Source organism: Pseudomonas sp. NY15354 (assembly GCF_048068075.1).
Lineage (GTDB): Bacteria > Pseudomonadota > Gammaproteobacteria > Pseudomonadales > Pseudomonadaceae > Aquipseudomonas > Aquipseudomonas guariconensis_C.
On the sequence record NZ_JBLUPV010000013.1, the window covers coordinates 1 to 25,156 of the forward strand.

General features: G+C 64.3%; 23 protein-coding genes and 1 riboswitch. Of the genes, 16 read left to right on the top strand and 7 right to left on the bottom strand.

Going from position 1 to position 25,156, the window contains the following annotated elements:
- From ACNFCH_RS14155 to ACNFCH_RS14205, 11 genes are all read left to right on the top strand, one after another.
- A partial coding sequence (locus ACNFCH_RS14155) for a hypothetical protein (protein ID WP_223685201.1) occupies positions 1-113 on the top strand: 113 nt, incomplete at its 5' end.
- A gap of 171 nt (positions 114-284) precedes the next feature.
- Positions 285-1,565, top strand: coding sequence for an ethanolamine utilization protein EutH (gene eutH, locus ACNFCH_RS14160; protein WP_337159704.1), 1,281 nt, complete (start codon positions 285-287; stop codon positions 1,563-1,565).
- A 24-nt stretch (positions 1,566-1,589) separates the two neighbouring features.
- Positions 1,590-3,029 (top strand): ethanolamine ammonia-lyase reactivating factor EutA, encoded by a 1,440-nt coding sequence (locus ACNFCH_RS14165; RefSeq protein WP_416743010.1) that lies wholly within the window; start codon positions 1,590-1,592, stop codon positions 3,027-3,029.
- A gap of 37 nt (positions 3,030-3,066) precedes the next feature.
- Complete coding sequence (locus ACNFCH_RS14170) at positions 3,067-5,262, top strand: ethanolamine ammonia-lyase (protein WP_337159700.1); 2,196 nt, start codon at positions 3,067-3,069, stop codon at positions 5,260-5,262.
- A gap of 51 nt (positions 5,263-5,313) precedes the next feature.
- Positions 5,314-6,708 (top strand): ethanolamine ammonia-lyase subunit EutB, encoded by a 1,395-nt coding sequence (locus ACNFCH_RS14175; protein ID WP_337159698.1) that lies wholly within the window; start codon positions 5,314-5,316, stop codon positions 6,706-6,708.
- An 8-nt stretch (positions 6,709-6,716) separates the two neighbouring features.
- Positions 6,717-7,535 carry an ethanolamine ammonia-lyase subunit EutC gene (eutC, locus tag ACNFCH_RS14180; protein WP_337159696.1) on the top strand — a complete coding sequence of 273 codons (819 nt, stop codon included), beginning with the start codon at positions 6,717-6,719 and terminating at the stop codon, positions 7,533-7,535.
- 108 nt (positions 7,536-7,643) lie between these two features.
- On the top strand, positions 7,644-8,102 hold the full coding sequence (locus tag ACNFCH_RS14185) for a GNAT family N-acetyltransferase (RefSeq protein WP_416743011.1): 459 nt from the start codon (positions 7,644-7,646) through the stop codon (positions 8,100-8,102).
- Between the two features lie 299 nt (positions 8,103-8,401).
- Positions 8,402-9,049: a DedA family protein gene (locus ACNFCH_RS14190; RefSeq protein ID WP_337159693.1), complete on the top strand. Its 648-nt coding sequence runs from the start codon at positions 8,402-8,404 to the stop codon at positions 9,047-9,049.
- A gap of 6 nt (positions 9,050-9,055) precedes the next feature.
- Positions 9,056-9,871: a zinc-dependent peptidase gene (locus tag ACNFCH_RS14195; protein WP_416743012.1), complete on the top strand. Its 816-nt coding sequence runs from the start codon at positions 9,056-9,058 to the stop codon at positions 9,869-9,871.
- A gap of 92 nt (positions 9,872-9,963) precedes the next feature.
- Positions 9,964-10,491: an inorganic diphosphatase gene (gene ppa / locus ACNFCH_RS14200; protein ID WP_416743013.1), complete on the top strand. Its 528-nt coding sequence runs from the start codon at positions 9,964-9,966 to the stop codon at positions 10,489-10,491.
- 186 nt (positions 10,492-10,677) lie between these two features.
- Positions 10,678-11,355, top strand: coding sequence for an XRE family transcriptional regulator (locus tag ACNFCH_RS14205; RefSeq protein ID WP_337159688.1), 678 nt, complete (start codon positions 10,678-10,680; stop codon positions 11,353-11,355).
- Positions 11,356-11,629: 274 nt separating this feature from the next.
- Here the strand turns inward: ACNFCH_RS14205 and ACNFCH_RS14210 are convergent, their stop codons facing one another.
- A complete protein-coding gene (locus tag ACNFCH_RS14210) occupies positions 11,630-12,835 on the bottom strand; it encodes an RtcB family protein (protein ID WP_337159686.1) in 1,206 nt (401 codons plus the stop codon).
- Between the two features lie 95 nt (positions 12,836-12,930).
- A riboswitch (FMN riboswitch) is annotated at positions 12,931-13,072 on the top strand.
- 79 nt (positions 13,073-13,151) lie between these two features.
- Here ACNFCH_RS14210 and ribB point away from each other — a divergent pair.
- Entirely contained in the window at positions 13,152-13,802 is a 651-nt protein-coding gene (ribB, locus tag ACNFCH_RS14215; protein WP_416743014.1) for a 3,4-dihydroxy-2-butanone-4-phosphate synthase, read from the top strand.
- Between the two features lie 368 nt (positions 13,803-14,170).
- Here ribB and ACNFCH_RS14220 read toward each other — a convergent pair whose 3' ends face one another.
- From ACNFCH_RS14220 to ACNFCH_RS14230, 3 genes are read right to left on the bottom strand one after another with little or no spacing between them, the layout of a single operon-like run.
- On the bottom strand, positions 14,171-15,367 hold the full coding sequence (locus ACNFCH_RS14220) for an SGNH/GDSL hydrolase family protein (RefSeq protein ID WP_416743015.1): 1,197 nt from the start codon (positions 15,365-15,367) through the stop codon (positions 14,171-14,173).
- A 1-nt stretch (position 15,368) separates the two neighbouring features.
- Positions 15,369-16,463 carry a DUF459 domain-containing protein gene (locus tag ACNFCH_RS14225; RefSeq protein ID WP_416743016.1) on the bottom strand — a complete coding sequence of 365 codons (1,095 nt, stop codon included), beginning with the start codon at positions 16,461-16,463 and terminating at the stop codon, positions 15,369-15,371.
- On the bottom strand, positions 16,450-17,853 hold the full coding sequence (locus ACNFCH_RS14230) for an MBOAT family O-acyltransferase (RefSeq protein ID WP_416743018.1): 1,404 nt from the start codon (positions 17,851-17,853) through the stop codon (positions 16,450-16,452). The genes ACNFCH_RS14225 and ACNFCH_RS14230 overlap by 14 nt, the downstream gene beginning before the upstream one ends.
- A gap of 243 nt (positions 17,854-18,096) precedes the next feature.
- Between ACNFCH_RS14230 and ACNFCH_RS14235 the strand changes: the two genes are divergently transcribed.
- From ACNFCH_RS14235 to ACNFCH_RS14250, 4 genes are all read left to right on the top strand, one after another.
- The gene (locus tag ACNFCH_RS14235; RefSeq protein WP_011531978.1) at positions 18,097-18,339 is read left to right on the top strand and encodes an exodeoxyribonuclease VII small subunit; all 243 of its coding nucleotides are present in this window, start codon (positions 18,097-18,099) and stop codon (positions 18,337-18,339) included.
- Positions 18,336-19,223, top strand: a complete 888-nt coding sequence (gene ispA / locus ACNFCH_RS14240) for a (2E,6E)-farnesyl diphosphate synthase (protein ID WP_337159675.1) — start codon at positions 18,336-18,338, stop codon at positions 19,221-19,223. Before ACNFCH_RS14235 ends, ispA begins: the two co-directional genes overlap by 4 nt.
- Before the next feature lie 132 nt (positions 19,224-19,355).
- Positions 19,356-21,251, top strand: coding sequence for a 1-deoxy-D-xylulose-5-phosphate synthase (gene dxs, locus ACNFCH_RS14245; protein ID WP_416743019.1), 1,896 nt, complete (start codon positions 19,356-19,358; stop codon positions 21,249-21,251).
- Between the two features lie 107 nt (positions 21,252-21,358).
- Positions 21,359-23,209 carry a TonB-dependent receptor plug domain-containing protein gene (locus tag ACNFCH_RS14250; protein WP_416743020.1) on the top strand — a complete coding sequence of 617 codons (1,851 nt, stop codon included), beginning with the start codon at positions 21,359-21,361 and terminating at the stop codon, positions 23,207-23,209.
- Here ACNFCH_RS14250 and ACNFCH_RS14255 read toward each other — a convergent pair.
- The 3 genes from ACNFCH_RS14255 to ribA are packed head-to-tail and all read right to left on the bottom strand — an operon-like array spanning position 23,187 to position 25,029.
- Positions 23,187-23,999 carry a cobalamin-binding protein gene (locus ACNFCH_RS14255; RefSeq protein WP_416743021.1) on the bottom strand — a complete coding sequence of 271 codons (813 nt, stop codon included), beginning with the start codon at positions 23,997-23,999 and terminating at the stop codon, positions 23,187-23,189. The genes ACNFCH_RS14250 and ACNFCH_RS14255 overlap by 23 nt on opposite strands.
- The gene (locus ACNFCH_RS14260) at positions 23,999-24,418 is read right to left on the bottom strand and encodes an MFS transporter (protein WP_196165040.1); all 420 of its coding nucleotides are present in this window, start codon (positions 24,416-24,418) and stop codon (positions 23,999-24,001) included. Before ACNFCH_RS14260 ends, ACNFCH_RS14255 begins: the two co-directional genes overlap by 1 nt.
- A complete protein-coding gene (ribA, locus tag ACNFCH_RS14265; RefSeq protein WP_043210209.1) occupies positions 24,415-25,029 on the bottom strand; it encodes a GTP cyclohydrolase II in 615 nt (204 codons plus the stop codon). Before ribA ends, ACNFCH_RS14260 begins: the two co-directional genes overlap by 4 nt.
- Positions 25,030-25,156: the final 127 nt, after the last annotated feature.

Genomic DNA, 25,156 nt, shown 5'->3' on the forward strand with positions numbered 1-25,156 from the left:
GCTACAAGAAGTCCGGTGTCGGCCGTGAAACCCACAAGATGATGCTCGACCACTATCAGCAGACCAAGAACCTGCTGGTGAGCTACGACATCAATCCGCTGGGCTTCTTCTGATCGATCCTCCCGGCGGCGCCAACCGCCGGGAGACCTTCGCCTGATTCAAGCGCTATCGACTCGCTGCCGCTCTTTCCACTAGCGGTCATCGCGAGGTGATAGCTACGTGCATACAGCCCTGGGCTCGTACACAAGTGCCTCGAAAAACAATAAGACAAGGGAGCCAAGCAAATGGACCAGATCGGCAACTACGTGCTCTACCTCATCATGCTCTGCGCCGTACTCGGGGCATTTGCCGCCATCTATGACAGCGACCGAGGGCTAGGCAAGGAATTCATGGAAGGCATCCATGCCACCGGCCACATCTTCGTCCCGGCGGCGGGCATCATGGCTGCCATCCCCTACCTCACGGTCCTGATCGAATCCGTCTTCGGGCCGTTCTTCGCCTCCCTGGGCGCCGACCCGGCCCTGGCGGCGACCATGATCATCGCCTCGGACATGGGCGGCTATCACTTGGCATCGGCCCTGGCGGCCAGCAAGGAAGCCCTGGTCATGGCACTGATCACCGGCTTCATGGGTGGCGCGACCATCGTTTTCTCGATCCCCATGGGCCTGGCAATGCTCGACAAGCGCGACCACAAGTACATGGCCTTGGGCATCATGTCGGGCATCCTGACCATTCCGGTGGGCGTGATGATCGCCAGCCTGATCCTGGCCTTCAGCAACCCGTCGGTACGTGAGCTGGTGAGCACCAACGCCGAATCCAGCTACCAGCTGGCGCTGGCCGTGGGCAGCCTGTTCGCCAACCTGGTGCCTATCCTGATCTTCGTCGTGGCCCTGGCCCTGGGCCTGCGGTTCCTGCCCGACCTGATGATCAAAGGCTTCATCATTTTCGGCCGGACCCTGGACGCGGTGATCAAGCTGGTGCTGGTGGCTTCGATCGTTCAGCACTTCACCGGTGTCTTCACCACGGTATTCGGCAGTTGGGGCTTCCACCCCATCATCGCGGACGCCGAAGACCAGACCCGCGCCCTGGAAACCGCCGGCTACATCGGCATCATGCTGGCCGGCGCCTTCCCCATGGTCTACCTGCTGCGCAAATACCTGGGCAAGCCCCTGGAGAGCCTGGGCGGCAAGATCGGCCTGAGCGCCGTGGGCAGCGCCGGCATGCTGGCCACCATCGCCAACATCCTGGCCATGTTCCGCCTGGTGCGCTACATGCCGCCAAAGGACAAGGTGATCAACATCGCCTTCGGCGTGTGCGCCGCCTTCCTGCTGGGGGACCACCTGTCGTTCACCGCCAACTTCCAGCCGACCATCATCCTGCCGGTCCTGATCGGCAAGCTCGGTGCGGGCTTCGTCGCGGTGGGCCTGGCCTACTGGCTGTCGGTGCCCAAGGCCTTGCAACTGGAGGCCGAGGACCGGGCTGCCGGGATCATCGCCGAAGGCGAGTACCTGGGCGACAGCGCGCTGGAGTCTCCGGCACCTGCCGGGCAGAAGGCCCCGGCCTGACCCGGCGCGGCGAGGAGCGCCTGCATGCAAGCCATCACAGGCGGCGTACCGGTGTTGCTGCTGGGGTTGGACTTCGGATCCACCACCAGCAGCGCGCTGATCGCCCAAGCCAGCCTCAGCAGCCACTGCGTCACCGGGCGCATGGCCCTGAACGAGCCTCAGGTACTGTTTCGTGGCGACCCGGTGTTCACGCCGTTCAAGGACGAAACCATCGACGAGACCGCCGTCCGGGAGCTGATCGGAACCTGGCTGCGCCAGGCCGGAGTCCAGCCGCAACAGTTGTTTTCCGGGGGTGTGATCATCACCGGCCTGGCGGCGCGGCGGCACAATGCCCAGGCCTTGGCGCAACTGGTGGGACAATTGATCGGCAATGCGCTGGTCACCCGCGCCGATGACGGCGGCCTGGAGTCGTGGCTGGCGTTCATGGGCAGTTGCTCGCCCCTGAGCCGCTTCCATGACCAGCAGCCAATGCTCAACCTGGACATCGGCGGCGGCACCACCAATGCCGCCTGGGGCCTGGCTGGCAACGTCCAGGCCACGGGCTGCCACTTCATCGGCGCCCGGCATGTGCAGTTCCAGCCAGGCACCTACCAGTTGACGGAGATCTCGGAGTTCGGCCAGGCACTGCTCAGGTTCCTGGGAATCACCAAAAGACCAGGGCAAAGCCTCGCCCCCGTCGAACGGGAGGCAATGCTGGGCTGGTACATCGATGCGCTGCTGGCCATCGTCGACGGCGACCAGGGCTTCTTTGCCAGCCATGCGCTGGGGCGCCTGACCGAACAATTGCCCTTGCAGCTTCCCGAATCCCGTCGGGCCGCCGCCCTGACGTTTTCCGGCGGTGTTGGCGAGCTGCTCTATCGCCACCTGCAAGGCGAACCCTTGCCGGACACCACCCACTACGGCGACCTGGGTATCGACCTGGCCCTGGCCATCGCACGCCAGCCTCGGCTGGTCCAAGACACCACCTGGCTGGTACCGGAAAACCGCGGCCGGGCGACCGTCTACGGCCTGACCCTGCACAACACTGAAATCTCCGGCAGCACGCTGTTCTTGCCCCAACCGGACGCGCTGCCGCTCAAGGACCTGCCCATCGTCGCGCGCCTGCCCATCGATGCCAGCGAACGACAGCTGGGCGACGCCCTGAGCCTGGCCCTGGGCAGCCACGAGGGCGCCTGCGTGCAGGTGCTCGACGGCGGCCAGACACCGCGCCTGGAGGCGGTCCGCCAACTGGGCGCACGCCTGTCCCAGGCCCTGGCGGTCGCCGCCCCGCCGCCCCAATGGCCGCTGGTGCTGTTGCTCGAAAGCAACATCGGCAAGGCCTTGGGCAACTACGCCACGAACTGGGGCCGCAATGCCTGCAACCTGATCGTCATCGACGAGGTGCGCGAACGCTCGGCGCACTTCATCAACCTGGGAAAACCCCATCAGCACATCGTGCCCGTCGCCTTCTATGGCGTGCACTAGGGCGATGCGAACAGATGCGAACAGAAGAGAGCCTGCCATGGAACTGACTGCACTCCAGCACATCCGCCTTCCCGAGGTCCCCGCCGAGCGCGCCTACAGCACCCGTGTGCTGGATCGCGAAATCCGCTTCGCCAACCTCAAGGCCGTGCTCGGCGCTGCCGACATCAGCAAGGCCGGGGACCGCGTGGCCGGGCTTGCGGCCGCCGACGAGATCACCCGCGAGGCCGCACGCAAGGTGCTCTCGGAGCTGACCCTGCGCCATTACTTCGACCACCCGTTGACCGACCGGCACGGACGCATCGACAGCGTCATGCAAGTGAACTACGACATCGACCATGAGGTGTTCAAGGAAATCGCCGACCTGCCCCTGGGCATCCTCAAGGATCGCCTGCTGCGCAGCCACGGCACGGTCATCCGGCGCATCGGCACGGCCATGACCGGGGTGATGGTGGCCGCCCTGGCCAAGCTGCTGGACGTGCACGAACTCATCCTGCTGTCGAAGAAGCTCAAGAGCGGCGCGGCGGCCAAGGCCCGTACCCTGGTGGGGTTGCCCGGCACCCTGTCGTCGCGCCTGCAACCCAACCACCCCACCGACAACCTCAGCGGCATCACCTTGCTGGTGTACACCGGGCTGAGCATGGGCTCAGGGGATGCGCTGATCGGCCTCAACCCGGCCATCGACACCGTGGACAACATCAGTGCCACCCTGCGCCACCTGGACAAGCTGCGCCGCAAGACCGGCGCCCCCACGCAGATCTGCGTGCTGTCGCACATCAAGACCCAACTGACCTGCCTGGACCAGGGCGCGCCAGTGGAGATCATGTTCCAGAGCCTGGCCGGCACCGAGCGCACCCTGACCGACGAGTTCGACGTCACCGTGCAGCTGCTCGACCAGGCCTGGCGGACCATGGCCGAACGCGGCCCGCTGCGCGAGGTGGCCGAGAACTTCATGTACTTCGAGACCGGCCAGGGCAGCGAGCTGACCTACGGCAAGCACGAAGGCATCGACATGACCACCTGCGAAGCCCTGTGCTACGGCCTGGCACGCCGCTATCGGCCGTTCATGGTGAACAACGTCACCGGTTTCATCGGCCCCGAGACCCACCTGGACAACTTCGAGATGACCTATGCCTGTCTGCAGGACCAGTTCATGGGCAAGCTGATGGGCCTGCCCATGGGCATGGCGCCCTGCTACACCCTGCACTCCCAGGTAACCCTCGAAGGCCAGCAGATGGCCACCGAGTTGCTGACCGCAGCCGGCGCCAACTTCTTCATGGATGTGTACCTGAGCACCGACCGCATGCTCGCGTACTTCGACACCAGCGCCCACGACGACCAGACCCTGCGCGAAGTCCACGACCTGGCGCCGGCACCGGAGTACCTGCGCTGGGCCTTGAGCAAGGGGATCTTCCAGGAGGACGCCCACGGCAACGTGGAGCGCGGGCCGAACTGGGGCAATCCGAGGATCTTCTGTGAGTCGGACATCGATTTCCAGCGACTGCTGGAGTCCACGCCGGCCACCTACGGCTTCGACAACGCCGGACCCCGTCCGGCCAACGAAGTCTCTCGTACCGTGCGGGCCAACCTGGCGGTCGCCCGTGAGGCGATCTACGTCGACCTGCGTCCCGCCGAAATCGGTGAAGTGCCCCTGCGCGAGCTGCGCACCGCAGCCCCCGACAAGCTGGCCCACCTGCAGGACCCGGAACTTGGAGCACGGCTGACCGAAGACGTGCTGCGCTACCTGCAACCGGAATACAACGACGTGCAGATCGTGATTTCCGATGGCCTGAGCGCCGAAGCCATCCACCACAACATTCCCGAACTGCTGCCGGTGCTCATGGACGGCCTGCGCAGCCACGAGCTGAGCATCGGCCAACCGATCCTGGCGCCCTACGGCCGGGTCAAACTGGCCGAATCGGTGGGCCAGGCCCTGCAACCGCAACTGATCATCGTGCTGATCGGCGAACGTCCTGGTGGCGATGCCCTGGCCTCACGCAGCATGTCCGCCTACCTCGGCTACCGCCTGCCGGACGACAAGGCGCGCCAGGCCGCCGCGCAGTTCAGCGGCAACCCGGACATTCGCTACGAATACACCGTGATCTCGAACATCTACAGCGGCGGCCTGCCTCCGCTGGAAGGCGGCAGCGTGGTGGCGGAGAAGGCCTTTGCCATCCTCCATCACCGGGCTGCCGGCAACCGCCTGGAAAACCTGCTGAAGAAGGTGGCATCCTGATGATCCACCAGCATTCGGCAACGCCCCTACACCGTTGGAACGGAGACTGAGATGGCCCAATTTTCCCACAGCGTAGGTGCTCAGACCTATCGCTTCGACAGCCTCAAGGACGTCTTGGCCAAGGCCAGCCCGGCCCGCTCGGGCGACTACCTGGCAGGCGTCGCGGCCAGCAACGATGGCGAGCGTGTCGCCGCGCAAATGGCCCTGGCCGATATTCCCCTCACGCATTTTCTCAACGAAGCGTTGATTCCCTACGAGGCGGACGAAGTCACCCGGCTGATCATCGACACCCATGACAAGCAAGCCTTCGCCCCCGTCAGCCACCTCACCGTCGGCGGGTTTCGCGACTGGCTGCTCAGCGAGGCCGCCGACGAACAGAGCCTGCGCGCCCTCGCCCCCGGCCTGACCCCGGAAATGGCCGCGGCGGTGTCGAAGATCATGCGCGTCCAGGACCTGGTGCTGGTCGCGCAGAAAATCCGCGTGGTGACGAAGTTTCGCGGCACCATGGGCCTGCGCGGGCGCCTCTCGACCCGCCTGCAGCCCAACCACCCCACCGACGAGCCGGCGGGCATCGCGGCAAGCATCCTCGACGGCCTGCTGTACGGCAACGGCGATGCCATGATCGGCATCAACCCGGCCACCGACAGCATCGCCTCTATCTGCACCCTGCTGGAAATGCTCGATGCGATCATCCAGCGCTACCAGATTCCGACCCAATCCTGCGTGCTGACCCACGTCACCACCTCGATCGAAGCGATCAACCGTGGCGTGCCACTGGACCTGGTGTTCCAATCCATCGCCGGCACCGAGGCCGCCAACGCCGGCTTCGGCATCAACCTCAACGTGCTCAAGGAAGGCTATGAAGCCGGCCTGTCGCTCAAGCGCGGTACCGTCGGCCAGAACCTGATGTACTTCGAGACCGGCCAGGGCAGCGCGCTGTCGGCCAACGCCCACCATGGCGTGGATCAGCAAACCTGCGAAACCCGTGCTTACGCCGTGGCGCGTCATTTCAACCCGTTCCTGGTCAACACGGTGGTCGGTTTCATTGGCCCGGAGTACCTGTACAACGGCAAGCAGATCATCCGCGCGGGCCTGGAGGATCACTTCTGCGGCAAGCTCCTGGGCGTGCCCATGGGCTGCGACATCTGCTACACCAACCATGCCGAAGCCGACCAGGACGACATGGACACGCTGTTGACCCTGCTGGGCGTGGCCGGGATCAACTTCATCATGGGCATTCCCGGCTCCGACGACATCATGCTCAACTACCAGACCACCTCCTTCCATGACGCGCTCTATGCGCGCCAGACCCTGGGCCTCAAACCTGGGCCTGAGTTCGAGGCGTGGCTGGAACGCACCGGAATCTTCACCCAGGCCGATGGCCGGGTACGCTTCGGTGACACTCTACCGCCGGCCTTCCGCCAGGCACTGACACAGCTTGCATAGGGATGACCATGGACCGACAGACACCCACTCCCGAGAATCCCTGGCTGGCTCTGCGCAACCTGACCCCGGCACGCATCGCCCTGGGCCGCACCGGCACCAGCCTGCCGACCGGTGCGCAGCTGGACTTCCAGTTCGCCCATGCCCAGGCCCGCGATGCCGTGCACCTGCCCTTCGACCACGCGGGCCTGCGCGAGCAACTCGACGCGCGTGGTCGCGAAAGCCTGCTGGTGCACAGCGCGGCCAGCGACCGCCACCAGTACCTGCAGCGCCCCGACCTGGGCCGGCGCCTGGACGAGGCGTCCGCCCAACATCTGCGCGAATATGCCCAGGCCAACCCGGGCGGCGTCGATCTTGCGATCGTGGTTGCCGACGGCCTCTCGGCCCTGGCCGTGCACCGCCATACCCTGCCCTTCCTGGCCCGCTTCGAAGAGCAGGCCGCTGCCGACGGCTGGCGCTGCGCGCCCGTCGTGCTGGTGGAACAAGGCCGTGTGGCGGTGGCCGATGAAGTCGGTGAGCTGCTCGGTGCGCGCATGACGGTCATGCTGATCGGAGAACGCCCTGGCCTGAGCTCACCCGACAGCCTGGGCCTGTACTTCACCTATGCGCCCAAGGTCGGCCTCACCGATGCCTACCGCAACTGCATCTCCAATGTGCGCCTGGAGGGCCTGAGCTACGGCATGGCGGCTCACCGTCTGCTGTACTTGATGCGCGAGGCCTGCCGACGCCAGCTTTCCGGCGTGAACCTGAAGGACGAAGCCGAGGTGCACAGCATCGAAAGCGACACAGCGTCAGGCAAAAACGGTAACTTCCTGCTGGGAGAACAGTAAAAAACATGTAATGGAAGGCGGATTGCGCTTCTAACCTGCTTTGGGCAGCATGCGATTGAAAGCTGCTGGCAATCCGCCGTATCCCCAAATGGACACTGAGGGCCGCACATGCGCATCATCAAGGCAACCCTGGAACACCTCGACCTGCTGACCCCCTTGTTCGTGAAATATCGCGAGTTCTATGGGCAGCTACCGTATCCGGACAGCTCGCGCAGCTTCCTGGAAAAACGCCTCAAGCGTGGCGAATCGGTGATCTACCTGGCCCTGCCGGATGACGAGGAGGGGCGTCTGCTTGGTTTCTGCCAGCTCTACCCAAGCTTCTCCTCCCTGTCGCTCAAGCGCGTTTGGATCCTTAACGACATCTATGTGGCCGAAGATTCCCGACGCATGCTGGTGGCCGACCACCTGATGCGTGAAGCCAAGAAAATGGCCAAGGACACCAACGCCGTGCGCATACGGGTCTCCACCAGCAGTGACAACGACGTGGCACGCAAGACCTACGAATCAATCGGCTTTCGCAAAGACACCGAGTTCGAAAACTACATTTTGCCGATCACCCAGGACTGACCACCGCCCTGTGGGAGCATGTTTACCCGCGACCAGCGGCGCAACCGGTGCCCTGCACCGCGTCGTCTGCTTCGCGGGTAAACCCGCTCCCACAGGTCAGTGAAATCGTTTCGATCTCGACACAAGACCACCCGACATCCGCCGCTACAAACTCCACAGGCACATTCTCACCATCGCCGTATAATGCCCTTCCTGTCATGTGTGAAAATTTACCCGCCCGCAGGTAAAAAAGCCTACGCCCTTGGCACAGTCCGTCATCGTGCGCCCGTAGCTGCGGGTCAAGAACACAGGTGTTGTACATGGAATTCAACCCGCTGGACCTTATCCTGCATCTCGATGCTTACCTCGATCTGCTGGTCACCAACTACGGCCCCTGGATCTACGCCATTCTCTTCGCGGTGATCTTCTGCGAGACCGGCCTGGTGGTGATGCCCTTCCTGCCGGGCGACTCCTTGCTGTTCATCGCCGGTGCCGTCGCCGCAGGCGGTGGCATGGACCCGGTACTGCTGGCCGGCCTGCTCATGGCCGCGGCGATCCTGGGCGACAGCACCAACTACGTCATCGGCCGGACCACGGGCGAGCGGCTGTTCCGCAACCCCAACTCAAAGATCTTCCGTCGCGACTACCTGCAGCGCACCCACGACTTCTACGAGCGCCACGGCGGCAAGACCGTGACCATGGCGCGCTTCCTGCCGATCCTGCGGACCTTCGCGCCTTTCGTCGCAGGTATCGCGCACATGCACTACCCGCGCTTTCTGGCGTTCAGCGTCACAGGCTCGCTGCTGTGGGTCGGCGGCCTGGTAACCCTGGGCTACTTCTTCGGCAACGTCCCGTTCATCAAGCAACACCTGTCGCTGATGGTCGTCGGCATCATCATCCTGTCGCTGGTGCCAATGATCCTGGGTCTGCTGCGTGGCCGCCTGGGCCGCACGGCGAAGGCCCACTGACCGGTCATGTGGTCGCTGCGCGCCTGGCGTCGCCGACGTACCCTGGCCCGATACCCCGTCGAACCACAGCTGTGGCAGGTGGTTCGCGAGCGCCTGCCCCTGCTCGACGGCATCAGTGACGAAGAAGACCGTACCCTGCGCGAAGCCTGCGTACTGTTCCTGCGCGACAAGCACCTGACCGCCTTGCCCGGTGTGGAACTGGACGACGAACAGCGTCTGTTCCTCGCCGCCCAGGCCCAACTGCCGCTGCTGCACTTGGGCGACCTGAACTGGTACCAGGGCTTCCACGAGATCATCCTCTACCCCGACGACTTCCTCAGCCCACAACGCCACCGCGACGCCAGCGGTGTCGAACATACCTGGGATGCCGAACACAGCGGCGAAGCCTGGCAACAGGGCCCGGTGATCCTGGCCTGGCCCGGAGTGCTGGCCAGCGGCGGCTGGGAAGCCTACAACCTGGTGATCCACGAACTGGCGCACAAGCTCGACATGCTCAATGGCGATGCCAATGGCCTGCCGCCGCTGCACAACGACATGCGCGTGGAGGCCTGGGCGAGCGCCATGCAGCAGGCCTATGACGACATGAACCGGCAACTGGATGCCAACCCGGACGCCGAGACCGCCATCGACCCGTACGCCGCCGAAAACCCAGCGGAATTCTTCGCCGTCACCAGCGAGTACTTCTTCAGCGCGCCCGACCTGCTGCACCAGGTATATCCACTGGTGTATCAACAACTCGCGCTGTTCTATCGCCAGGACCCGCTCGCACGCCTGGACCGATTGCAGGCCGAGCATCCCCTGTATCGCGAAACCCAGGCCTGACGGGGCCGCACATCCGGCCGGGCGTGGCATGCCCGCTAGGAATGTGCCTATAATCGCCGCCACTTTTTGGTCAAACACGGGGGCACTGCCCAATGAGCTACAGCAAGATTCCGGCGGGCAAAGACCTGCCGAACGACATCTACGTCGCCATCGAAATCCCGGCTAACCACGCGCCGATCAAGTACGAGATCGACAAGGACAGCGACACCCTGTTCGTCGACCGTTTCATGGCCACCCCGATGTTCTACCCGGCCAACTACGGCTACATCCCGAACACCCTGGCCGATGACGGTGATCCGCTGGACGTGCTGGTCGTGACCCCGTACCCGGTCGCTCCAGGTTCGGTCATCCGCGCCCGTCCGGTCGGCGTCCTGCACATGGACGACGAGAGCGGTGGCGATGCCAAGGTCCTGGCCGTTCCTCACGACAAGCTGAGCCAGCTGTACGTCGACGTGAAGGAATACACCGACCTGCCAGCCCTGCTGCTGGAGCAGATCAAGCACTTCTTCGAGAACTACAAGAATCTGGAGAAGGGCAAGTGGGTCAAGATCAAGGGCTGGGAAGGTGCTGACGCCGCCCGCGCCGAGATCACCAAATCGGTTGCCGCCTACAAGGGCTAAGACCGGATTGAAGAAAAGCCCTGCTTCGGCAGGGTTTTTTTCGCCTGATTGAAATACACGGCACGCTGCGCGCGAAAAAACCTACTTAGTCCTAGGCAAAGCTCGGACATTTGCATTCATTTCCTACAAAACGCATCAACTTCCCGTTCATTCCCGCTCCTGCGCCGACTCGTTAGACTCGGCCCCATGAATACTTCCGGTGACCGCCTCAGGGCCCTCCTCCAGGAGTGCCACCTGACCCCTTCCGACTTTGCCATCCACCGCGGTGTCACACCTCAGCACGTCAACAATTGGTTCAGGCGCGGCGTGCCCTTGGCTCGTCTGGACGATATCGCCGAACTGTTCTGCGTGCATCGGCGCTGGCTGCGCACGGGCGAAGGGCCCAAGCATGTCAATCCGCTTGCGAGCCAGTACCCCTCGCACCTCAACATGACGCAGCCAGCCAATCACGAAGGGGCCTTTACCCGACTTCCGGTCCATGTGCTGCGCAACGGAAAGCTCCAGCCCGACGAAGGCAAGTACCTGTCATTTTCCGAACAGATGCTGCAAACGCTGGGCGTCGCCCTGGAGGATGCCGCCTGCATTCCGATGCCCATGACCGGCATCGCCTCAATCATCCCCACGGAGGCCACCCTGGTCATCGACCGCAGCCTGACGTGGGTCGTGGATGGCGAAACCTACGTGCTGGCGCACAACGGCCGGCTGAGGGTTCATCGGCTGAGCCGAGATCGACTGGACAACCTTTACCTGCACGGCCACGAACCCACCGAGCGCTATACCCCCAGGCAGCGCCAGGCCCAGGGCATGCAGATCCTCGGCTGGGTGTTCCATTGGTCCTGCTTCAGCCTGCGCCGCCCTTGTTGAAACACTCGGTGCCACTTTTTGCTGGGCAACCCGCCCCGGCCCTAGTATGCTACGCCGCACATTCTGCCCCGGCCGGCGCAAGCCGCGATCCAGAGGGCCTGGCGACGCCTCACACAGCCGTCCGCCATCTCTTTTCAGGCCTTCGTGGCCATCCCGTTTAAGGCGGTTGCGGCTTACCAAAAATTAGCCAAGACCGTCCCCGAGAAGCCGGCCACAAGCCGGCTTTTTAATGTCTTGAAGTTCTTAAACGTGGATTTTTCTTCCCTGTAGGATCTCAACCTTTGACGCACACCACCTGGCGTAAGGTGTGTACCACTTCCACCAGTTCTCGCTGGGCGTGCATCACCGCATCGATGTCTTTGTACGCCATCGGGATCTCATCGATCACGTCCTTGTCCTTGCGACACTCCACATGGGCCGTGGCCCGCCGTTGATCCTCGACGGTGAAACGGCTCTTGGCTTTGGTGCGGCTCATTACCCGGCCAGCGCCATGGCTGCAGGAGCAGAACGATTCTTCATTGCCCAGACCGCGCACGATGAAACTCTTGGCGCCCATGGAGCCAGGGATGATGCCCAACTGGCCTTTTTGCGCCGACACCGCCCCTTTGCGGGTGACCAGCACCTCACGACCGAAGTGCTGCTCACGCTGGACGTAGTTGTGGTGGCAATTGACCGCCTCAAGATTCGCCTCGAACGGCTTGCCCAGGACCCTGCGCGTGGCGACGATCACCGCCTGCATCATCAGCTCGCGGTTGTGCCGGGCGAAGTCCTGGGCCCACTCGACTGCCTCCACGTAGTCGGCAAAGTGCCGGCTGCCTTCTTCGAAGTAGGCCAAGTCCTTGTCGGGCAGGTTCGCCAGGTGCTGACGCATGTCGGCCTGGGCCAGTTCGATGAACAAGTTGCCGATGGCATTGCCCACACCGCGCGAGCCACTGTGCAGCATGAACCACACGCGATCGGCCTCATCGAGGCAAACCTCGATGAAATGGTTGCCGCCACCCAGGGTGCCCAGATGGTGGCGGTTGTTGGTCTTCTCCAGACGCGGGTACTTGTCGGTGATCGCCTTGAAGCGCGCGGCCAGGCCACGCCATGCCTGGTCGGCGTGCGCTGGCACGTCATCCCAGGCACCTTGGTCGCGGCGCCCGAAGGTCTTGCCATGGGGCACGGCTTTTTCGATGGCACTGCGCAGGCCGTGCAGGTTGTCCGGCAGGTCGCGGGCGTGCAGCGAGGTGCGCGCGGCGATCATGCCGCAGCCGATGTCCACACCCACTGCGGCCGGGATGATCGCTCCGACGGAGGGGATGACGCTGCCGATGGTCGAGCCCTTGCCCAGGTGCACGTCCGGCATCACCGCCAGGTGCTTGAAGATGAACGGCATCCGCGCGGTGTTCATCAGTTGCTTGCGGGCGTCATCCTCCACCGGCACGCCATCGGTCCACAGCTTGATCGGCTTGCCGCCGATGACGTCGAGAATGTTTATGATGTACTGCCTCACAAAAGCCATGCTGGCCATGATACCGCCGAAGGTCTTACACCGTCGGCTTGCCAGCGGGGTGGCACAGTGGGGTATGCTTGCCGGGTCTTCAGGGCGGGGTGAAAGTCCCCACCGGCGGTAAATCGAAAGATGAGCCCGCGAGCGCTCCGGCCATGCCGGAGGTCAGCAGATCTGGTGAGATTCCAGGGCCGACGGTCATAGTCCGGATGAAAGAAGGCGTCAGGCGGGGGCCATCGGGTGCTCCTGCGCGCGCGTTTTGTTCGCCCCGAGACGTTCATCGATCATTTACGAGGAGCGTTTCATGTCCACCACGCATCACCCCAAGTTCCCCAATGTCACCGCTGCCATCGCCGCCTTCCAGGCCGGGCGCCCTGTGCTGCTGCTCGACGATGACGACCGCGAGGACGAAGCGGACATCATCGCCGCCGCCGAGAACATCTCGCTGCAGACCATGGCCATGATGATCCGCGATTGCAGCGGCATCGTCTGCCTGTGCCTGGACGAAGCTACCGTCGACGCCCTGCAGTTGGCGCCGATGGTGCAGAACAACCAGGCTCGCCACGGCACCGGCTTCACCGTCAGCATCGAGGCGGCAGAAGGCGTCAGCACCGGCGTGTCGGCCCAGGACCGCATCACCACCATCGAAGCCGCGCTGCGCTCGACCGCCGAGCAGCGCCATATCGTCAGCCCTGGGCATGTCTTTCCGTTGCGCGCGCGCAATGGCGGCGTCCTGGCTCGCCGTGGCCACACCGAAGGCTCGGTGGACCTGGCGCGCCTGGCTGGCCTACGCCCAGCGGCGGTGCTGTGCGAGCTGATGAACCCCGACGGCAGCATGGCCCGGGGTGAGCAGGTGGCCGTCTATGCCCGCCAGTACAACTTGCCGGTACTGACCATCGAGGAGCTGGCGCGCTATCGCGAGGCGATGGCCGAGCGTGAAGCCGTGCCGGCCTAAGGCACAGGAAGGGCTGCCGGAGCGAGAGGCTTGCTCCGCAGCGCCTTCTTCGCGGGCAAGCCCGGTACTACAGGTTGCAGCGGTGATGCATCTGTAGGAGATTCTATGGTGCCGGACAAGCTTGAATCGCCTTCGGTTGCTATCCCTTGACACTTTTCAGCCGTGCAAATACCAGCCCTGGCGCACTTCCCACGGGCACAGCGGTGTTGTTGAGAACACCGGAGAACCTGTGGGAGCGGGTTTACCCGCGAAGCAAACGCCTCGGTGAATGGCACCGGCTGCGCCGGTGTTCGCGGGTAAACCCGCTCCCACAGCGCTCGCGTCGATCCGAAAGGCATCGCTGAACCTGCGCAATCAGGCCGCCCCTGTCAGCGCAGTTGCAGCGGCCCTTTCAAAAATTGATACAGCCCCGCCGCGCTTTTGCGATACCCCTCGGCCGTCAGGTGCACAAGATCCGGACGAGCCAGCCCACTTGCCTGCCAGGCCGCGATCGAGCAGGGCCCGCCCATGTATCCCTGCCAGTCCCAGAACAGCGCCTTGTGCTTCTGCGCGGCCTGCCGCTGGAGGCGAATCACCGCCGCCAACGGCTGTGGCTGGCGCGTCGCACAGGTACGCGCCTTGCGCTGCTTGATCGAGTCGGGAGGCCCTACCAGCAGAATCGCCGCACGCGGCAAAGCCTGGCGCAGGGCAGTGAGGGTCGCGTCCAGTTGCGATTGGTAGAGGCTCAGGTCCAGGGTGTCGTCGAACGCTTCATTGGTGCCGTAGGCGAGAATCACCAGGTCCGGTCGCAGGACCTTGAGGCTTTCCTGCCAGCCCGGCTGCCATTTGTTCACCACCTCCAGCCGAGCACCGTTGATGCCCAAGGACGAATAGGTCACGCCGGTGTTCTTCTGGCCCTGGATGTACCAGCCACCGAGCACCACGCCCTGACTGCCCTCCACGCCGAGCCGCACAGGCAAACCCAGGTTGGTGAACGCCGGGCTGAAGCGCCACTGGCCATTGCTGGCCGGCAGCATGCGCCGCTGGCTGCCATTGGCCACCAAGGTGCTGTTGCCTGATGCCTGGTACAACGCCGAGATCCGGTAGCGCTGCGCATCGGGGTCGCGGGCCTGAAGCGTCACGCTGGCGTTTGCCACTGTCGGCCGCGACAGGTACCCCCCCAGAGGAAACTGGCTGCTCTGCTGATTGCGCGCCGACACCAGTTCCCACTGCTGCCGCTCGCTGGCGATGATCACCCGGTCGTTCCGGATGCCCGGCACGGATGACGCCGGCACCAGGCCAATGCCCCCATCACCATAGCGCTGCTGCAACAACCGGCGCAGCTCGCCGCTGAACAGGTCGGCGGCAGTATGCGAATCGCCCAGCTGGACGATGGAGACCCCAGTCCGATTGGCACCGCGCAGTTTGTTCGCCAGCAGCGCGACGTTGCCATCCTGACGCGCCGGCTGTGCGGGAATCGTTCTGGCCGCAGGCTGTGCCTGCGCGGCAACTCCCGCACCGTTGCTGCAGCCTGGCAGGGCGCCGATCAACAGGGCCAGGCCCAGCAAGTGATGCCATTGGCGCATCTCAATGTCCTGTAACGGTCAGGCCAGGGAAAGCGATCAGCGACAGCACCTGTGCTGCGATCATCTTCTGGCCCGTGATGGTGAAATGGATGCCGTCGTCCCCCCGCACCTTGACGCGCTGCCCGTCGGGCATCTGCACCGCATAGGCGAACTGCTCGTCAGGGTAGCCAAGGAACGGATTGGCCGAGACATAGTGCTGACCGAACAACGCCGTACGCTCCTGGTACAGGCCGCTGAGGTAGGCCATGGCCGTGGACAGCCGGGGCTTTTCCATGTTCGGCGGGCCGACCCAGATCACCTGGACGTTGTGCTGGCGAGCCTGCTCGAGGATAGCGTCGATCCGTGAACGGTAGATCGCCTCCCACTCAGGCGTCTTGAAACGCAGGAACGGCTTACCCTTGCCCTGGGGCATGTCCCAGGGATCGTTCGGCCCCATGAACACGACCATCAGGCGAATGTTCGGATTGGCGGCCAGGGTATCGGTCACGGTCTTGGGCCAATTGAAGAAGCCGGGGTAGGCCAGGCCGGTGCTCTGCCTGCTGAGGTTGACTGTCCTGATCTGGTAGCGCTTGCGCAGGCTGTTGGCCAGGTGCGGCGCCACGCCCTGCATCAGCGAGTCCCCCACCAGAAAGACCTCATCGCCAGTGGCCAGGCTCGCCAGGGTGCCAAGAGGCTTCGCGACGGGCACTGGAGCCTTGGCCGGCAGCGGCTGCGCCACCGGCTTGGGTGCCGGAGCCGGTGGCCGTGGCGTGGCAGCTGGGGCTGCCGGTTGCAGGTCGACCGTCACCACCGGCATGGTCGGTGGCAGGACGACCGGCGCTGGCGTCGTAGCCACCTGCGAGCTGCGCCGCAGACTGTCGACAAAGCTGTCGCGGGCATCCTCCAAAGCCAAGGTGAGATTAGCGCCCAGGCGCCAGGCAGGTGCTTGGCCGATCACCGGCAGATCGCAACCTTGGTGATACTTCTGCTGGCAATACAGCTTGATCGAGTCCTGGTTCAACCAGCACAGCAACAGCGTGGCGATGACCAATGCATAGAGCGCCCGAGCAGCGCCCAACTGCGCCTGGAACAACTGCCGGGTATCAGAAACTGGCATAGATGAACCCCGGCACGCCCGATTGCGACGCAAAGATCACCAGTGACACGAACACCGCCAGCGGTACCGGATACAACGGCCAAGGCAAGCGCTGGCTGGCGGCAAAACCCTGGCGCAGAATCGCCAGCCATTGTGGATAAGTCGCCACGCCGAGCACGCAGCCAAGCACCGCCAAGCCGGTGGACGAGGACAGCCCGGCCATGCTCACCTGGGCGATGCCTGCGAGCATTTCCCAGGCGCCATCGAGCGTCGTGCTGCGGAAGAACACCCAGGCGAACGCCACGTAGTGGAAGGTCAGCAAGCGTGCAGCCAGCCCTGCCCCCGGCAGCGCCTTGGCCCCGGGCAGCAGTTGGTCGAACAGCTTGTAGACCGCCAGCCCCACACCATGCAGCGCGCCCCAGAGAATGAAGTTCAGGCTCGCTCCGTGCCAAAGGCCAGACACCAGCATGGCCAGCAACATGTTCAGGTTGCCGCGCCACATGCCTTGACGATTGCCGCCCAGGGGGATGTAGACGTAATCACGGATGAAGCGCGACAGGCTGATATGCCAACGCCCCCAGAACGCCTTGAGGTTGTGCGCGGCATAGGGCGCATTGAAGTTCTCCGGCAGGCGAAAGCCCAGCAACAAGGCGATGCCGGTTACCAGATTGGTGTAGCCACTGAAATTGAAGTAGATCAGGAAGCTGTAGCCATACACGCTCAGCAACACCTGCTCCGGGGTAAAGCTGCCAGGCGTGTCGAACACCGGATCCACCCACTCGCTGGCCAGCCAGCCGCCAAGCAGAAACAATTTGACGACCGCCAGGGCGATCAGCCCCAAGGCCCGCTGCGGCTCGAGCACCTGGCGAATCGTTGTCGGGCGGATCTGGGGCAACATGTCCAGCGCACGATTGACCGGGCCAGCCACCAAGCTTGGGAAGAACGCCAGGTACAACGCCAGGTCCAGTGGCGCGGCTGGCGCCAGTTCGCGCCGGTTGATCGACACCAGGTAGCTCACCGAATGGAAGATGTAGAACGACATTCCAATCGGCACCAGCACTTCCAGCACCGGCAAGGACACCACCCACCCCGACAGGGCCAGGGCAGCCTGCACGCCCTCGACGAAGAACGCCTGGTACTTGAACAGGTAGAAGCAGCCCAGCACCAGCCCGAGCAACAACGCCCGGCAGAACCAGCGCCCCGGGTAACGCGCCGCCAGCAACCCGAGCAGGTACACCAACGCGCTGTAGCCCAGCAGGATGTAGAGCGACTGCAGGCTGAAGCTCGCCACCAGCCCATAGCTGGCCGCCAGCAGCAGTACGTTTTGCAGGCGTACGCTCCAGCACAGGCTCCAATACACAATGAAGAACAGCGTGAAACAGAGGCCGAATTCGATCGAAAGGAAGCTCACAACGTAATCCGTTACGTGACATCGAGTAGGAGGGACGCCGACAGCTTGTAGGACGCGGCGCAGAGCGCGCGGGATTATGGCAGAGGGCCAAAACCCTCACAATCCAACGACCTCGCAAATTGCAAGCCGCCTCCTCCGACACAAATGCAACAAAATGCGACGAATGATTGCCCTCGCCGGTTTGCTCCCCCTGCCCTGCTCTGCTAGTGTCGCGCCGTTCTGAATGCCACCGAGACAGTCGCCATGGCCCGCAAAAAAGCTTCCATCGATTTCGAGCAATCCCTCGCTGACCTGCAAGCCTTGGTCGAGCGCCTGGAGAACGGCGAGCTGTCGCTGGAAGAGTCGCTGGCTGCCTTCGAACAGGGCATTGCCTTGACCCGCGATTGCCAGGGTGCCCTGGCCCAAGCTGAACAGAAGGTGCAGATCCTGCTCGAGCGCGATGGCGAGCTGGCGGCCCAGCCCTTCGACGCGGAGCCGGAAGCATGATCGCCACCTACCAGGCCAGTTGCCAGGCGCGTGTCGACGCTGCGCTCGAACCGCTGTTCCAGGCGCCCTCCAAAGAGCTCGAGCGCCTTTACGCCGCCATGCGCTACAGCGTGATGAACGGCGGCAAGCGCGTACGCCCGCTGCTGGCCTACGCCGCCTGCGAGGCCTTCGGTGCCCCGGCCGAGCACGCCAATGGCGCCGCCTGCGCCGTGGAGCTGATCCACGCCTATTCGCTAGTGCATGACGACCTCCCCGCCATGGACGACGACGACCTGCGCCGTGGCCAGCCCACCACCCATAAAGCCTTCGACGAGGCCTGCGCCATTCTCGCCGGCGATGGCTTGCAGAGCCTGGCCTTCAGCGCCCTGCTCGATACACGCCTGAGCCCCCAGGACGATGCCATTCGCCTGGCCATGGTCCAGGCCTTGGCCAAGGCCGCGGGCCCGGCCGGCATGGTCGGTGGCCAGGCCATCGACCTGGGCTCGGTGGGCCTGAAGCTCGACCAGCGCGCCCTGGAGTACATGCACCGGCACAAGACCGGCGCCCTGATCGAAGCCAGCGTGCGCCTCGGCGCCCTGGCCAGCGCCCGCGCCAGCCAGGCGCAGCTCGAGGCTCTGCAACGTTATGCACAGGCCATCGGCCTGGCCTTCCAGGTGCAGGACGACATCCTCGATGTGGAGAGCGATACCGCCACCCTCGGCAAACGCCAGGGCGCCGATATCGCCCGCGACAAACCGACCTACCCGGCCCTGCTCGGTCTGGAGGCGGCCAAGGCCTATGCGCTCGAGCTGCGCGACCAGGCACTGGCAGCACTCGAAGGCTTCGGTGACAGCGCAGAACCCCTGCGCGCCCTGGCCCGCTATATCGTCGAACGCCGCCACTGAACCCTGACGCCAAACCCTGTGGGAGCGGGCTCACCCGCCCCCACAGGGTGCATGCAATCCTGCGTCTGAATGGGCAGTAATTCCTACAATGGGGTAAACTGCCGCCTCTTCACACCTATAACGACTCGCCTGATGCCCACGACGTTTCAAGAGATCCCCCGCGAACGCCCGGTCACGCCGCTGCTGGACCGCGCCGACACGCCTGCCGGCCTGCGCCGGTTGGCTGAAGCCGACCTGGAGACCCTGGCCGACGAGCTGCGCCAGGAGCTGCTCTATACCGTTGGTCAGACTGGTGGGCATTTCGGCGCCGGCCTGGGCGTCATCGAGCTGACGATCGCCCTGCACTACGTCTTCGACACACCGGACGACCGTCTGGTCTGGGACGTGGGTCATCAGGCCTATCCGCACAAGATCCTCACAGGTCGCCGCCAGCGCATGCTCAGCCTGCGCCAGAAGGACGGTATCGCCGCCTTCCCGCGGCGCAGCGAGAGTGAGTACGACACCTTCGGCGTCGGTCACTCCAGCACCTCGATCAGTGCCGCGCTGGGCATGGCCATCGCCGCCCGGCTGCAGAACGAGCCACGCAAGTCGATCGCAGTCATCGGTGACGGCGCGCTGACTGCCGGCATGGCCTTCGAGGCGTTGAACCACGCCCAGGAAGTCGACGCCGACATGCTGGTGATCCTCAACGACAACGACATGTCGATCTCGCGCAATGTCGGCGGCCTGTCCAACTACCTGGCCAAGATCCTCTCCAGCCGCACCTACGCGAGCATGCGCGAGGGTAGCAAGAAGGTCCTGTCGCGCCTGCCTGGCGCTTGGGAGATCGCCCGCCGCACCGAGGAATACGCCAAGGGCATGCTGGTGCCTGGCACCTTGTTCGAAGAGCTCGGCTGGAACTACATCGGCCCCATCGACGGCCATGACCTGCCGACCCTGATCGCCACCCTGCGCAACATGCGTGACCTCAAGGGCCCGCAGTTCCTGCATGTGATCACCAAGAAAGGCAAAGGCTTCGCCCCGGCCGAAGTGGACCCGATCGGCTACCACGCCATCACCAAGCTCGAGCCGGCCGACAAGCCCGTCGCACCGAAGAAAGTCAGCGGACCGAAGTACTCGGCAGTGTTCGGCCAGTGGCTGTGCGACATGGCCGCCGCCGACAATCGCCTGGTGGGTATCACCCCGGCGATGAAGGAAGGCTCGGACCTGGTGGCCTTCAGCGAGCGCTATCCGGAGCGCTACTTCGACGTGGCGATCGCCGAGCAGCACGCCGTCACCCTGGCCGCAGGCATGGCCTGCGAGGGCGCAAAGCCGGTGGTGGCGATCTACTCCACCTTCCTGCAGCGCGCCTATGACCAGCTGATCCACGATGTGGCTGTACAGAACCTCGACGTGCTGTTCGCCATCGACCGCGCAGGCCTGGTCGGCGAAGACGGCCCGACGCACGCGGGCAGCTTCGACCTCTCGTACCTGCGTTGCATACCCGGCATGCTGGTGATGACCCCGAGCGACGAGAACGAACTGCGCAAGATGCTCAGCACCGGTCACCTGTACAACGGCCCGGCGGCGGTACGCTACCCTCGTGGCACCGGCCCCAACGCGCCGATCAGCGGCGATCTGGAGCCGCTTCAAATCGGCAAGGGCGTGGTCCGCCGTAAAGGCGAGAAAATCGCCCTGCTGGTGTTCGGTGTGCAATTGGCCGAAGCCATGAAAGTCGTCGAGACCCTTAACGCTACCGTGGTCGACATGCGCTTCGTCAAGCCATTGGACGAAGCCTTGGTACTGGAGCTGGCCGCCCACCACGACCTGCTGGTGACCATCGAAGAGAACGCCATCATGGGCGGCGCCGGTGCTGCGGTCAGCGAGTTCCTGACCCAAGAAGCCGTGCTTAAGCCACTGCTGCACCTGGGCCTGCCGGACATCTACGTCGAGCATGCCAAGCCTGCGCAAATGCTGGCCGAGTGCGGGCTCGATGCCGCCGGTATCGAAGCCTCGGTGAAAGCCCGGATGGCCAAGCTCGGTCTGTAAGCCTTTACGCCGCCTGATTGACGCATTCGCGGGCAAGTCTCACTTGCGCAGGGTTGTACGCAGCCCCTGTGGAAGCGGGCTTGCCCGCGAATGCTATGGAACTGCCGATGAAGATCTCGCCCCTCACCACTGCCCTGCTCTGCCTACCCTCCGCCCTGCTGGCCGCCGAACCGGACCGTGACAACGCCCTCAAGCTCCCCGACGTGCTGATCAGTGCCAGTCGTCAGGTCGAGTCGCGCAGCGCCACCAGCGCCGCGAACACCGTATTCACCCGTAGCGACATCGATCGCCTGCAACCCTCCAATGTCACCGATCTGCTGGCCCGCGTGCCGGGAGTCCAGGTGGCGCCCACCGGAGGACGCGGCAGCCTGCCGGGAATCTTCATCCGCGGCACCAAGGCTGCCCAGACCCTGGTGCTGGTCGACGGCGTGCGCATCGCCAATGCCACCTCCGGCGACAGCGCCCTGCAGTTTCTCGACATCGACCAGATTGAGCGGGTCGAAGTGCTGCGCGGGTCGCGCTCGGCGATCTACGGCAGCGACGCCATTGGCGGGGTCATCCAGATCTTCACCCGACGCGGCACAGGCCCAGGCCTTCAGCCACGCCTGCGCCTGGCAGCGGGCAGCAACCAGAGCTTCCAGCGCAGCCTGGGGCTCTCCGGCGGCAATGAGGCAACCCGCTTCAACCTCGGCGCCAGCCTCGACGAGACAGCGGGCATCGACTCGACCGGGCCATCCTTCGCCAGCGACGCGGATCATGACGCCTACCGCAACAGCTCGTTCAACCTGAGCCTGAGCCATACCTTCGACGAACGTTTCGAGGCCGGGCTGAACGTGCTGGATAGCCGTGGACGCCACGAGTACGACGAGCCTCGTGGCTTCAGCGCGCAGGAGCCCTATTCGAACTTTGCCCTCAGCAGTGTCGGCAGCTATTTCGACGCCCAGGTCAGCGAGAGGTGGAATGCCCGGCTGGAATTGGCCCACAGCGAAAACCGCGATGAGAGCCGCGACAAACTCGCCGGGACCCGCTACCCGTTCAATACCTACCGCGACCAAGCCACCTGGCAGAACAATCTGATCCTGGACGAACGCAACAGCCTGTTGCTAGGGAGCGATTGGTACGAGGACCGTGTCCACGCCAGCGCCGACTTCACCGAAGACAGCCGCTGGAACCGCGCAGCCTTCGCCCAGCACCGGTTCCGTGGCGAGCACTTTTCCACCGAGCTTGGCGTACGCCACGACAAAAACCAGCAGTTCGGTGGCCAGACCAGCTGGAGCGGCAGCCTGACGGTCCCGCTCAACGCGAACAACGATGTGCTGCTGTCCTACAGCGAAGGGTTTCGGGCCCCGACCTTCAACGATCTGTACTTCCCCGGCTACAACAATCCCGACCTCAAGCCTGAACGCTCCAAGAGCTACGAGCTGCAATGGCGCAGCCAACTGACCGAACACAGCAAGCTGGAAACCTCGCTGTATCGCACCGACCTACAGGACGCTATCAACTACAGCGTACGCCCCGAGAATGTCGACTCCGCACGCATCAATGGCTTCGAGATGGCCCTGAGCCAGGACTGGAGCGGCTGGACATCCCAACTGGGGCTCTCGCTGATCGACCCGCGCGACCGTGACAGCGGCCATACCCTCTCCCGCCGCGCCCGTCGTACGCTGAGCCTGGACCTCGATCGCCAATTCGAACGTTTTGCCCTAGGCGCCAGTTGGCAAGCGATCAGCAGCAGCTACAACGACGAAGCCAACACCGACACCATTGGCGGCTATGGCCTGCTGGGGCTGCGCGGCAATTGGTCAGCCAGCAGTGAAGTGAAGTTCGACCTGAAGCTGGATAACCTGCTGGACAAGCAGTACAGCCGCACCCACTACAGTTATCAGGGCGACAACTACGGCTATCGCGAAGAGGGTCGCACCTGGCTGCTGAGCGTCACCTGGACGCCGGCGCTCTAGCGTCCAGCAACTCACACAAACGCGCCGTGGCCTCGATCATCTGGCCACTGGGGCGCTCCAGGCCTTTTTCGGGCACCACCAGCAGGCGATCGGCCTTCACGGCACTGAGCGTGCGCCAGGCCTTCCAGCTCGCCAGCTGCGCGGCATTTGCGGCCAGGATCACGTCAGGATCGCGCAGCAATACGGTTTCCACATTCACCTGTGGCGCGGGCTGGGGAAGGTCGGCGAACAGATTGCTGGCGCCGCAGACCTTCAGGGCGTCGCTGACGATCTGCTGCCCCCCGAGGGTATAGAGCGGCCTGTCCCAGACCTGATAGAACACCCGCAGCGGTCGTTCGCGCCGGTATTGCTCGCGCAAGCTGCGCAGCCGCTCTCGCAGGGCCGCCGCGTACTGCCGGGCTTGCTCTGCTCGCCCGACGCGCTGGCCGATGGCTTCGATCTGCTCGATCAGTTGGTCGATGTCCTTGGGTTCGCCGACGAACGTCGCGATCCCCAGGCGCCTGAGCTGGTCGCGCTGGGCCGGGGCTACGCTGTCGGGCCACAGCAGCAACAGGTCGGGCTGGAGGCTGAGCAGGCGCTCCATGTCGAGCTGCCCTTGGCGCCCCACCGAGGGCAGGCCTGCCAACGCCGCAGGCCGCTCACCGCCATCGAGTACACCCACCAGCAAGTCGTCGGCGTGCAGCTCGAGCATGATTTCGCTCATCGAGGGCGCCAGGCTGATCACCCTTGGCCCGCCTTCGGCCCGGGCGCCGACGGCCAGCAAGACCAACAGGCAGAGAAGCAGGCGCATCAGCCCAGCTGGCGAGGGATGCGGTAGAGGTAGAGCAGCACTACCGTGGAAAGCGCCAGCAGCACCTGGGGCACCGTTTCCAGGCCTACCAGCACCGAAAGCGCCGCCACCCAGGCCGGGAAGCAGGCGAACAGCATGGCCATGCGTCGCACCTGGGCCAGATTGATCCAGGCCTGCGGCTCTTCGGGCGAGCCCAGGGCCTTCGACGTAGCGATCAAGGCACGCTTGTACGCGCCAAAGCGGGGCAGGCTGAGGAACATAGTCGCCGCACCGGCGATGAACAGCGGCATCGCCAGGACGGGGATCAAGGCATCGCCGCCACCGAACGCCCAAGCCATCACCGGCAGCGGCACCAGGCCCACCGCCAGGTATTGCCACCAGGCCAGCGCCAGGCGCCGCTTCACCTGGCCGCGGGTCACGCCTGGGGCTCGCCCTGGTGCTCGTTGCCCATCATGTGGCCGAGCTTGCCGGCCTTGGTGGCCAGGTAGTGACGGTTGTGCGGGTTATGACCAGTGTGCAGCGGCACGCGCTCGGCAACCTTGATGCCCATGTCGGTCAGGGCTTTGACCTTGCGCGGGTTGTTGGTCATCAGGCGCAGCGACTGCACGCCCAGGTGCTCGAGCATCGGCAGGCACATTGCGTAGTCGCGCTGGTCGGCGGCGAAGCCCAGACGTTCGTTGGCTTCGACGGTATCGGCGCCACCATCCTGGAGTTCATAGGCACGGATCTTGTTCAACAGGCCAATGCCGCGTCCTTCCTGGCGCAGGTACAGCAGCACGCCACGGCCTTCACGGGCGATGGCTTGCAAGGCGGCCTCCAGTTGCGAGCCGCAGTCGCAGCGCTGACTGAACAGCGCATCGCCGGTCAGGCATTCGGAATGCAGGCGCCCCAGTACCGGCTGACCATCGGCGATATCACCCAGGCTGAGCACCACGTGCTCGCGCCCCGTGGCTTCGTCGAGAAAGCCATGCATGGTGAAGATCGCGAAGGGAGTCGGGAGTTTCGAGGCGGCGACAAAGACGACGGGCACGTTGTGCTCCTAAAAGTAGGCAATTTTCAATGGCCCGATTGTATCAGCAGGCTGCCGAGCGTGCGCAGGCTGAATATTGCCGCTTAAGATCGAAAAGTTCGATGATCAGATCGCCTGGCCCAATGCG

What these genes read in the sequence shown, in the direction of transcription:
- ACNFCH_RS14165 (WP_416743010.1), top strand. Translation starts at nt 1,590, where the DNA reads ATGCAAGCCATCACAGGCGGCGTACCGGTGTTGCTGCTGGGGTTGGAC.
- ACNFCH_RS14170 (WP_337159700.1), top strand. Translation starts at nt 3,067, where the DNA reads ATGGAACTGACTGCACTCCAGCACATCCGCCTTCCCGAGGTCCCCGCC.
- ACNFCH_RS14225 (WP_416743016.1), bottom strand. Translation starts at nt 16,463, where the DNA reads ATGCCAGTTTCTGATACCCGGCAGTTGTTCCAGGCGCAGTTGGGCGCT.
- ACNFCH_RS14235 (WP_011531978.1), top strand. Translation starts at nt 18,097, where the DNA reads ATGGCCCGCAAAAAAGCTTCCATCGATTTCGAGCAATCCCTCGCTGAC.
- ACNFCH_RS14175 (WP_337159698.1), top strand. Translation starts at nt 5,314, where the DNA reads ATGGCCCAATTTTCCCACAGCGTAGGTGCTCAGACCTATCGCTTCGAC.
- ACNFCH_RS14255 (WP_416743021.1), bottom strand. Translation starts at nt 23,999, where the DNA reads ATGCGCCTGCTTCTCTGCCTGTTGGTCTTGCTGGCCGTCGGCGCCCGG.
- ppa (WP_416743013.1), top strand. Translation starts at nt 9,964, where the DNA reads ATGAGCTACAGCAAGATTCCGGCGGGCAAAGACCTGCCGAACGACATC.
- ispA (WP_337159675.1), top strand. Translation starts at nt 18,336, where the DNA reads ATGATCGCCACCTACCAGGCCAGTTGCCAGGCGCGTGTCGACGCTGCG.
- eutH (WP_337159704.1), top strand. Translation starts at nt 285, where the DNA reads ATGGACCAGATCGGCAACTACGTGCTCTACCTCATCATGCTCTGCGCC.
- ACNFCH_RS14250 (WP_416743020.1), top strand. Translation starts at nt 21,359, where the DNA reads ATGAAGATCTCGCCCCTCACCACTGCCCTGCTCTGCCTACCCTCCGCC.
- dxs (WP_416743019.1), top strand. Translation starts at nt 19,356, where the DNA reads ATGCCCACGACGTTTCAAGAGATCCCCCGCGAACGCCCGGTCACGCCG.
- ACNFCH_RS14205 (WP_337159688.1), top strand. Translation starts at nt 10,678, where the DNA reads ATGAATACTTCCGGTGACCGCCTCAGGGCCCTCCTCCAGGAGTGCCAC.
- eutC (WP_337159696.1), top strand. Translation starts at nt 6,717, where the DNA reads ATGGACCGACAGACACCCACTCCCGAGAATCCCTGGCTGGCTCTGCGC.
- ACNFCH_RS14185 (WP_416743011.1), top strand. Translation starts at nt 7,644, where the DNA reads ATGCGCATCATCAAGGCAACCCTGGAACACCTCGACCTGCTGACCCCC.
- ACNFCH_RS14190 (WP_337159693.1), top strand. Translation starts at nt 8,402, where the DNA reads ATGGAATTCAACCCGCTGGACCTTATCCTGCATCTCGATGCTTACCTC.
- ACNFCH_RS14195 (WP_416743012.1), top strand. Translation starts at nt 9,056, where the DNA reads ATGTGGTCGCTGCGCGCCTGGCGTCGCCGACGTACCCTGGCCCGATAC.
- ACNFCH_RS14220 (WP_416743015.1), bottom strand. Translation starts at nt 15,367, where the DNA reads ATGCGCCAATGGCATCACTTGCTGGGCCTGGCCCTGTTGATCGGCGCC.
- ribB (WP_416743014.1), top strand. Translation starts at nt 13,152, where the DNA reads ATGTCCACCACGCATCACCCCAAGTTCCCCAATGTCACCGCTGCCATC.